This window comes from Mycobacterium sp. (genome assembly GCF_049585075.1).
Classification (GTDB): Bacteria; Actinomycetota; Actinomycetes; order Mycobacteriales; family Mycobacteriaceae; genus Mycobacterium.
Genome location: NZ_JBAUZA010000341.1, coordinates 1 through 8,605, shown reverse-complemented (window position 1 = coordinate 8,605; position 8,605 = coordinate 1). Strand labels below are relative to the sequence as shown.

Sequence of the window (8,605 nt, the reverse complement as noted above, 5' to 3'; positions counted from 1 at the left end):
GTGCTCGCCCGCAACCGGCCCCGAGCCGCAGTGAATAACCACCGGCGTTCCGGCGTCCTCGATGACGCCCCAAACGTGATCGAGCAGCGGGTCGTTCGGACTGTAGCGACCTACCTGGACATGGGCTTTGAAGACCTGGATCCCGTCACCGATCGCCGCCTTGACGTAATCCGCGGCATCCGGCTCGGGATAAAACGTCGCGGTGGCAAGGCAATCCGGAGTCGACCGGGCGAACTGGGCAGCCCATTGATTGAGCCACGCCGCCATCTGCGGCTTGTGCGGGTAGACCAGCGCGGTGAATCCCCGTACACCGAACTGCCGCAGCATCTCTACTCGTTGGGATTCGGCTGCCCGATAGATAATCGGCCATTCACGACCTACCAGCGGGCCGGCGGAGTCGAAGTAATGCCACACCTTATCCATCACCGATTTCGGCATGAAATGAGTGTGCACATCGATCACACCGGGCAGGCCCAGCCCCGACCAGAACTGCCGGACCTCCGCAGCCTCGTCTTCGTCGGCCATCACCCATCCTCAACTTCGTCACGCAAACAGCAAGTAATACGGTTTGTCTATACCAGGCGCTATGCAGGCTGCTGATCAGGAGGATCGACATGTGGGATCCAGACGTCTACCTGACCTTCGCCGACGACCGCGCCCGTCCGTTCTACGACTTGCTGGGCCGGGTGGGCGCCCAGCAGCCACGGCGAGTGGTCGACCTGGGCTGCGGCCCGGGCAACTTGACGCTGGAGCTGGCCCGACGCTGGCCGGACGCGGTAGTCGAAGGGATAGACAGCTCACCGGAGATGGTCGCCGCCGCGTGCGAGCGCGGCGTGGACGCGACCGTTGGAGACCTGAGAACCTGGACCCCTCAACCCGATACGGATGTGGTCCTGAGCAATGCCGCGCTACATTGGGTGCCCGAACGCGACGAGCTGATAGTCCGGTGGGCGGAACAACTGGATGCCGGAGCGTGGATCGCGATTCAGATGCCCGGCAACTTCGAGACCCCGTCGCATTCGGCGTTGCGCGCCGTCGCGCGTCGCGAACCATTCGCAAAGACGCTGCGCGACACTCCGTTTCGGTTGGGAAACGTGGTTTACACGCCGGCGCACTACGCGGCGCTGCTGATCGACGCCGGGTGCACCGCCGACGCCTGGGAAACCACCTACCTTCACCAGCTGACCGGCGAGCATCCGATCTTGGATTGGATCAGCGGCACCGCGCTGCTGCCGGTGCGCGAACGGCTCAATGAACAGGAATACCAACAGTTTCGAGAGGAGCTCATCCCGCTGCTCGCCGACGCCTATCCGCCCCGGCACGACGGGACCACGTTCTTTCCGTTTCGGCGGGTGTTCGTCGTCGCGAAGGTTGGCGGCTGATCTACCGGCTACTGCGGCAGCCCCAGTCGCTGCGCGTCGGCGCGATAGCGATCCACCCACTCGTCGGAGCGTTGATCGGCCTGGCGTTCCAGCACCGGCGCCGGAGCCAGCCGCGGATCCTGGCCGACGGCTTCCAGCACCGTGGCGACGATCGAGGTCAAATTGCGCCAGAGCACCGGATAGGCCACGTCAATCGGTTCGATGCGCTCTTCGGCCAACCAATTACGCCAGCCTTCCTCTTGCGCCCGCATCATCGTGACGATGTGACCGATGGCGCCGGCGTGGTAGGCGGCCTGCGAGTCACGCTCGGGGTCGGGGCGGCCTCGCCACACGCGAGTCTGCACCGCCCGCCAAAACGACACCGCCTGTGAAATCACGTCGGGCCGGTGGACATGCACATACACCGGCTCGCTTCCGATCACGTCTCGAATCGCCGTCCGCAGATTGTCACCGCTGCGATCTGGTAATCTTGCCGCCCGCTGCTGTAGCAGTGGTGTCTGGTTCCACATAAGTTTGCCGCCCCAGATGCCGTTGGGTGTTCGGCCGGAGCTGCGGATGTGCTCGCGCCAGGCGACGGACGAAGCGGTGTCCGGGGTGCCCGGGTCTAGCGGATCGAGCAACCGCAGGATCGTCTCGTCATCGACGTCGGCGAACCACTCCCGCGGCTGGGGCGCCATTCCTGTCGTCGGCAGGTACTGAAAGAACTCCTGCGGCTCGCCGGCGCTGCCGGTTGCGCGCAACGACTCGACCAGCAGCGTGCTGCCACAACGCTGCGACGCGAGCACGAGATACGACGTGGGATGCGCGGACACTAGCTGAGCCTAACTGCACCTGACGGCATGGTATCGATGCGTATTACCTTCACGCTGAACGCAACTATTGCTCGACGTGTTTGACTTCGTCTTCGATGCCGCGGTCGACCGCGATCGCCGAGCGACTGGTTGGTGTCTTCTCGTGGATCTGCAAATACGTCTCGGTATAGCGAGCAGCAATGCGGCTTCCGGCGAAGTCGGATGGTATGACGTCGCCGGTCTGCTGTCGCCAATCATGCAGCCGGACCGCGAGATCGGCGGCGATCGCATCGGCATCGTCGAGACCGTCTCCGGCCAATAAGTTCTTGGTCTCGGTGGGATCTGCGCGCAGATCATAGAGTTCGCGTTCCGGGCGGGGTTCCGTGACCAGCGGAGCGACCGCGTGGCCGGACGGGCTTTCTTCAATATCCCAGGGCAGATCCAGTATCGGCCGGTGCGCATAATTCTCGATGTAGCTGAAGTCTTTCGTTCGGATCGCGCGGATCGGATCAAACGAGTCGTGATAGGTCTTGGTGGTGTACACATGATCTCGTACCGGTGCGGCGCCGTCCGGCGCAAGCAGCGCCCGCGCATGGGAGATGCCCTCGACGTCGTCTGGCTCGGCTACCCCGAGGAGGTCCAGTAGCGTCGGGAGGAGATCTACCCCGCTGAAGAGCTCGTCGTAAATCCTTGGGGCTATTGCCATCCCGGTGGGCGGGCGGATGATCATCGCGATACCGGTTCCAGCCTCGTAGAGTGTGGATTTCGCGCGCGGGAAGGCCGCACCATGATCGGTGAGGAAGACCACCCAGGTGTTGGCGTCGTGCCCGGTACCGGCAAGCGTATCCAGTATCTGGCCGACTGCCGCGTCGGCCGTTGCGATGGATCCGTAGAAATCGGCCAGATCCTGACGCACCTCAACGGTATCGGGCAGATAGTCCGGCGTATCAACAGCGGCGGCGTCGGCCGGTTCGTAGCGATCCCGAGGATAGGGGCGGTGCGTCTCGAAAAAGCCGGCCGTCAATAGAAAAGGTCGACGTTCGTCATGGTCCTGCAGCCATTGCTGCGCCTGTTCCACCACGTATTCGCAGTAGGAGTTCGACACATCGAACTCGTCGAAACCGAGTCTCGATGGGTACGAGGTCTCATGCTGCATACCGAAAAGCACAGAATACCAACCGTATTCGGACAGGATGTGCGGCAGCGTACGGACACCCGAGCGGTACTCCCAGCCATGGTGCGCGAGACCGACCAGTCCGTTGCTCTGTGGATAGCGCCCGGTGAACAGTGATCCTCGTGAAGGCGAGCACAGCGGCGCGGTGGCATGCGCTCTGGTGAACAAGATGCCCTCGCTGGCCAGTTGGTCCAGCCTCGGGCTCGAAACGTCGGGGTGACCATAGACACCGAGATAGCGGCCAAGGTCGTGCCAATGCACCAGCAGCACATTGTCACGGCGGTGGTTTGTTGCCTCCTGGTCGCCGATTACCGTCACCTCCTCAGATTTGCGGGCTCCGTCGACGTTATCGGCAGCGATGTTTTGGTGATGACGGTGGGGGATGCTTGCCGCTAGCGACTCACCAATGCGGTGGCGGATATCCGCCGGGGCCGGGCGGGCCCTGTTGAGGCGGTGGCGGCTGACCATACGGCCATTGCCCCCCGCCCTGAACACTTCCTGGCGGCGGGCCACCGGTCCACTTCGGCGGCATGCCCAAAGTCATCCGGAATGCCGGGACCAACATGAGGCCACCGGCGGCCGCGATCACAAATCCCGCGATCAGGTCGTAGGTGATGCGACCGGTAGCGCCGTAGCGGGCTTCGCACGCGATCGACAGCACCAGCATGACAATTCCGCCGCCGAGGATGAGGAATTGTCCCAGCTGCTTTCGGAGGAAAAGCATTACCGCGCCGGCAGCGGCAGCGATGCCGGCGGCGATGATGAGGAACAAGCATGTCACCAGAACCGCGGGCACGCTGGGAACCATATTTTCGATCTGCTGCCGGCACAGGGTGGAGTACTCACCGCCGAATCGTTTACAGATGTCGGATGCACGATTGACAGCGCTGCTCAGGTTTATCCAGAGCGTCAGGGTAAGGATGGCGCCGAGCAGTCCGAGCAGCCCGATGGCGGCAAAGGTGACCCCGCTGATGGTCTGCTGCGAACTTGGCGGGGCTGCAGGCGCGCCGTAGCTGGCCCATGCCGGTTGCTGACCGTAACCGGGCTGCGGATAGCCAGGTCCAGGTGGAGGCGTCGCCGGGTAATCGGGGTAGGGCGGTTGCTGCTCGTGGCTGCCATGCCCCGGCTGGTGCCTCGAAGGATCGTCCGGTGAACTGCCCCACTGCGGAGGGAAACCTGGCGGAGGAGTTGACACCCCGGCATCGTAACCGCGATTCACCAAGCGTTAGGCGACTGCTGGGCGATCCGATGGAGTTTGCGAATGGCAAGTGCGTTTGTCAGCAACGAAATCCAATTCACCAACAGCGCCGACGTGGGACTCCACCACCCGGCCGTCAGGTTGTGGATCTGTGCAGACCGGTAGGTCCGTTCACATTCGGCCAGTGTTCCGGAGATGCGGTAGGAGCGGCTCTGCCACAGCACAATCATGCCGGTGTGCTTCACCAGCGAGATCGAAAACGGCCCGGCGTTGCCCGGCTGTGGCGGCGGTAAGTACTGCGGCGCAGCGGGATACGGTGCCGGCGGCGGGTACCAATAGCCGGGCTGCGGCGGGTAGGACATGGCGTTCTCCCAGGCTTCCATGGTCTATGCGCTCGGCAGGATTACTCGACGCCGCGAGCGGTAACCCGGCCGAACCGGATAGCCGCCGTGTGCGGCCAGCGAGCGCAGCTGGCGCATTGCGAAGTCGCGACCGCGTCCGGCCTCGGGGATCACGACGCCTCCCCACAGCCCTTCGGCGCCGGGTGTTTCCCAGGCTTCCCGAGCGCACAACCAGCGCGCCGGGCATGCACGGCATAACGCCTTCGCCTCCTCGTCCGGATGGGTGGTCCAACGCTCCGGGTCGGTCGTGCAGACCGGAACGAACTCCTCGGTCGGTGCCGTCAGCGGCGCGACGGTTGCAGTCATTGCCTTTCCCCTTCTTTGCGGCGCACCCGCGCCGCTAATGCTACGACTGTAATCGAAGCGGTAGCGATGTGCAACGGTTTTATCGAAGGAACGCTACGTATTGGGTTGATAGAGGCGTACCGCGGCTCGCATAAATGCCTGTGACATGCCCAAACAGCCGCGTCTGTAGTGCTATGATTAGCGGGCCGACCAGGCGCAGGCGTCGCCGATTCCCGTTGGAAAGCGAAGCGCTATTCGTACCGGCGCGCACTAGGCGTCGCAGGAAAGATGTAGCATCTCTTCGAACTGGCGGGCCGGAAACGGATGTGCAGCTGAAGGGAGCGTGGCGTGACAACTGGCCAGGCTGCGTCAGCACCCGGGCCGACCCTGGCGGTACGGATCGGATCTGAATCGCACACTCTCGACCCGGTCGCCGGCGTCGCCGTCATCGGCAGAGATTCCGGGGCGACAGTCCGGGTCAATGACGACCGCATCTCGCGCTCGCATGTTCGGTTGGAGCCGCGCCGCGACGGCTGGCAGGCCTTCGACACCAGCACCAACGGGATGTTCGTCGATGGCGTCCGTCGAAGCTCTGCGCTGATCACTGGTCCAACGACTATTCATTTGGGAGCTGCGGATGGTATTCCAGTGAGCCTCGTGCCCAGCGATCCGACCGAAGCGACGGCGGTGGTTACCTCGATCGACGCTGATTTTGATGACGACGAGAAGTGGGAGGAGCTGGCCGAGACCGATCCCGATGTGGCGCGGGCCGGCCGAGCGGTCGCCGCACGTCGACGCGAACTCGACATCACCCAACGCAGCCTGGCCAGAGACAAAGTCATCAACGCCGGCACCCTGATCGCGTTCGAGAAAGGTCGTAGCTGGCCTCGCCGCGGAACGCTGGCCAAGCTGGAAGAAGTGCTGAATTGGCCGCCCGGCACCATCACCCGCATCCGGAATGGGGGTGCGGCGGCCCAGGGCGGCGACGCGACCGAGGTGTTGACCGACACGGTCCAGGCCCCGTTGATGGCCGAGGCCGTCGAGCTCGCCATGCATGCGATCGCCACGGCGCTCGACGCGCTACCCAAGGACTCGCAGCCCGAGTTCGCTGACAAAGCCAGCCCGATTCTCGCCGACCTACGCAAGCTCGAGGCGGTGGCGTCCAACGCTGCCCGCAATGCCAGGGGCGCGCCGTCGGTGGTGCTCGCCCTTAGTTCCGTGCGCCGGGCCTACAACGACCTGATGCTGCGCGCCGCGCGATCGCCGTCGGCCACTTTGGGGCAGCGGCTCTACGGGGTGCGCCATCGGGCCGAACTGAGCATCGACGAGGCCGCCAACGCCGCCGGGGTCCCCACCGCCGTCGTTCAAGATGCCGAGTCGGAGCGTCCCGTTCCTGCCGGCGCCGCAGCGGCGATCGAGACGCTTATCGCGCAACTGGCGATGAGCTGACCCCCGGCTCGTTGCCCCAGCCGTTTTCCGAGACGAATTCGGCGAGCGGTCGGCCCAACGCCCAGCCGTCCAATTCCAGCGACGGTCGATCCGGAAATTCGGGGACGGGCCCAACGCACAGGATCGCCACCGGCTCGGCATCCGCAGGCATGGCCAGCAAAGCCGCCAGCCTCGCCGGATCGAACAGCGATACCCACCCCATGCCGAGGCCTTCGGATCGTGCTGCCAGCCAAAGGTTTTGGATCGCGCATGACACCGATGCAAGATCCATCTGGGGCATGGTGCGACGGCCGAAGACGTAACTGTCTCTGCCGTCGCACAGCGCCACCACCAGCAGTTCGGCGCAATCGAGAATGCCTTCGACCTTCAGCGCCAAAAACTCTTGCGCCCGTTGGCCCAGCGCGTCAGCGGTCAGTAGCCGCTCCTCGTCGACCAGGGCGTGGATGCGTCGTCGTAGCGAATCGTCGGTGATCCGGATGAACCGCCACGGCTGCATCAACCCCACATTGGGCGCGGCGTGCGCGGCCTGCAGTAGCCGCGCCATCACTTCCTCCGGCACGGTGCTGCCAGGCACGAACCGGCGCATGTCGCGTCGTTCGGAGATCACCCGGTACACCGCTTGCCGCTCCTCCGGAGTAAACGCGTGATCGCCCACATAGCCATCGTAGGAACCGTCGGGCGCGAAGCGGCGAACCGAGGCCCCAACGTGTCTGCCAGACTGGCTTCGGCGAAAGGGATCGGCCCCATGAAAATTCCTGATTCACTCGACGAATTGCCCACCAATGGCACTCGCGGACGCGTCTACGGCGAGCCCTATAAGACAGCGGATGGCGGCACGATAATCACCGTCGCCAAGGTCCGCGGCGGCAACTCGACCCCGGTCGGTGTGTTCGCCGTCCACGGCGGCAACGTGAAGTGGGTGGCGGCGGTCGACGAGAACCGGATCGCGCTAATCGGGGTGATCACCGGGCTGATAGCAGCGGTGCTCGCCTGCGTGGCACTGGTGCGTCGACCGCCGTGGCCCGACTTGTCGGCGACGTCGCATGCCTGGCTGCGACACTGACCGTTACGGCCGGTAGGTGACCCCGACCGCGCGGAAAACGTATTCAGGTGGCATGTCGAAATTCAGTGATCGGCGTGGTAACCCGGCGAGGACGTCGCCGGGAAGGGCGATCTTGTAGTGCAGTGATAGATGTCCGGTGAACGCTTCGTCCACCTGGCTGACATCGATATCAACTTGCAGTCCCGCCGAGGAGAGGTCCGCGGTTGCCGCGCCGGACTGCGGCGCGTCCCAACGGACGTCGACGGTGGGGCCCGCCAGTTTGGGTAGCGACGACAGGGTTGCCAGCACGCGTTGTTTTGTCAGCGCCACCGACCCGACGTAGCTGGCGACGCTGTGCGCCGAACGCAGACCAGGGATCGCGCCGCTGAATCGTCGGGTGACTGCGACGTAATCAGCGACGTAGATCAGCCCCTCCGCCTCGACCTTGGCGCGCACGTCGCGTGGCAGCTTGCCGATGCCGAAAAGCTTGCGGACGAAGACGGGCATCAGTGCCTAGCGTCGCCTTCGTTGTCATCGTCGGGATTCTGATCAGGGGCGAGTATTCGCCGGGAGGCGACGGGCTTGCCCGCCACCCGCTTCACCACCTCGGGCGCGGTCGGTGGAGCGACGATGCGTCCTTGCACCGGTGCGCCGTTCTTGACCGAAGGCGCCACAATGCGTTTGGTGTCGGGCTTGCTTTCGCCTCCCGACCCGCCGGCGCCGGCCATCGCGCCCGGCGGCATCATCGGCATGCCGGCCATGCCGCCTCGAGGACCACCTGCCGACTCCGGTGGAGCCGCAGGCACCGGCGCGGAGGTTGCCGACGATGCGGGAACGGTACTGGCTGACGGAGTTGGCGGCGGTCCGAGCTGTGCGGCTGGAG

11 protein-coding genes and 1 pseudogene are annotated in these 8,605 nt (G+C 64.6%); 4 read left to right on the top strand and 8 right to left on the bottom strand.

Translation table 11 applies throughout. From position 1 onward, the window contains the following. The coding region (locus WB785_RS16065) for an amidohydrolase family protein (RefSeq protein WP_424080308.1) at positions 1–525 on the bottom strand (525 nt) is incomplete at its 3' end. A gap of 89 nt (positions 526–614) precedes the next feature. Between WB785_RS16065 and WB785_RS16060 the strand changes: the two genes are divergently transcribed. Further along, positions 615–1,382: a trans-aconitate 2-methyltransferase gene (locus tag WB785_RS16060; RefSeq protein ID WP_424080307.1), complete on the top strand. Its 768-nt coding sequence runs from the start codon at positions 615–617 to the stop codon at positions 1,380–1,382. Positions 1,383–1,390: 8 nt separating this feature from the next. On the opposite strand, the gene stf0 is transcribed toward WB785_RS16060, so the two are convergent. The 5 genes from stf0 to WB785_RS16035 form a co-directional block, all read right to left on the bottom strand. Next, complete coding sequence (stf0, locus tag WB785_RS16055) at positions 1,391–2,194, bottom strand: trehalose 2-sulfotransferase (protein ID WP_424080306.1); 804 nt, start codon at positions 2,192–2,194, stop codon at positions 1,391–1,393. Between the two features lie 64 nt (positions 2,195–2,258). Next, positions 2,259–3,656, bottom strand: coding sequence for a sulfatase family protein (locus tag WB785_RS16050; protein WP_424080310.1), 1,398 nt, complete (start codon positions 3,654–3,656; stop codon positions 2,259–2,261). A 91-nt stretch (positions 3,657–3,747) separates the two neighbouring features. Next, positions 3,748–4,542 (bottom strand): hypothetical protein, encoded by a 795-nt coding sequence (locus tag WB785_RS16045; RefSeq protein ID WP_424080305.1) that lies wholly within the window; start codon positions 4,540–4,542, stop codon positions 3,748–3,750. A 20-nt stretch (positions 4,543–4,562) separates the two neighbouring features. Next, entirely contained in the window at positions 4,563–4,907 is a 345-nt protein-coding gene (locus tag WB785_RS16040) for a hypothetical protein (protein WP_424080304.1), read from the bottom strand. Between the two features lie 24 nt (positions 4,908–4,931). Further along, complete coding sequence (locus WB785_RS16035) at positions 4,932–5,252, bottom strand: WhiB family transcriptional regulator (RefSeq protein ID WP_424080303.1); 321 nt, start codon at positions 5,250–5,252, stop codon at positions 4,932–4,934. A 327-nt stretch (positions 5,253–5,579) separates the two neighbouring features. Between WB785_RS16035 and WB785_RS16030 the strand changes: the two genes are divergently transcribed. Beyond that, positions 5,580–6,680, top strand: a complete 1,101-nt coding sequence (locus tag WB785_RS16030; protein ID WP_424080302.1) for an FHA domain-containing protein — start codon at positions 5,580–5,582, stop codon at positions 6,678–6,680. Here the strand turns inward: WB785_RS16030 and bluB are convergent. Beyond that, positions 6,655–7,335, bottom strand: a complete 681-nt coding sequence (bluB, locus tag WB785_RS16025; RefSeq protein WP_424080301.1) for a 5,6-dimethylbenzimidazole synthase — start codon at positions 7,333–7,335, stop codon at positions 6,655–6,657. The genes WB785_RS16030 and bluB overlap by 26 nt on opposite strands. 81 nt (positions 7,336–7,416) lie before the next feature. On the opposite strand from bluB, the gene WB785_RS16020 reads away from it, so the two are divergent. Further along, entirely contained in the window at positions 7,417–7,743 is a 327-nt protein-coding gene (locus WB785_RS16020) for a hypothetical protein (protein WP_424080309.1), read from the top strand. Between the two features lie 3 nt (positions 7,744–7,746). On the opposite strand, the gene WB785_RS16015 is transcribed toward WB785_RS16020, so the two are convergent. Next, complete coding sequence (locus tag WB785_RS16015; protein WP_424080300.1) at positions 7,747–8,229, bottom strand: hypothetical protein; 483 nt, start codon at positions 8,227–8,229, stop codon at positions 7,747–7,749. Between the two features lie 75 nt (positions 8,230–8,304). Here WB785_RS16015 and WB785_RS16010 point away from each other — a divergent pair. Beyond that, positions 8,305–8,605: pseudogene (locus WB785_RS16010) on the top strand (hypothetical protein); the annotation flags it as partial.

Coding starts and splice junctions, on each gene's coding strand:
- WB785_RS16060 (WP_424080307.1), top strand. CDS start 615: ATGTGGGATCCAGACGTCTACCTGACCTTCGCCGACGACCGCGCCCGT.
- WB785_RS16040 (WP_424080304.1), bottom strand. CDS start 4,907: ATGTCCTACCCGCCGCAGCCCGGCTATTGGTACCCGCCGCCGGCACCG.
- WB785_RS16035 (WP_424080303.1), bottom strand. CDS start 5,252: ATGACTGCAACCGTCGCGCCGCTGACGGCACCGACCGAGGAGTTCGTT.
- WB785_RS16015 (WP_424080300.1), bottom strand. CDS start 8,229: ATGCCCGTCTTCGTCCGCAAGCTTTTCGGCATCGGCAAGCTGCCACGC.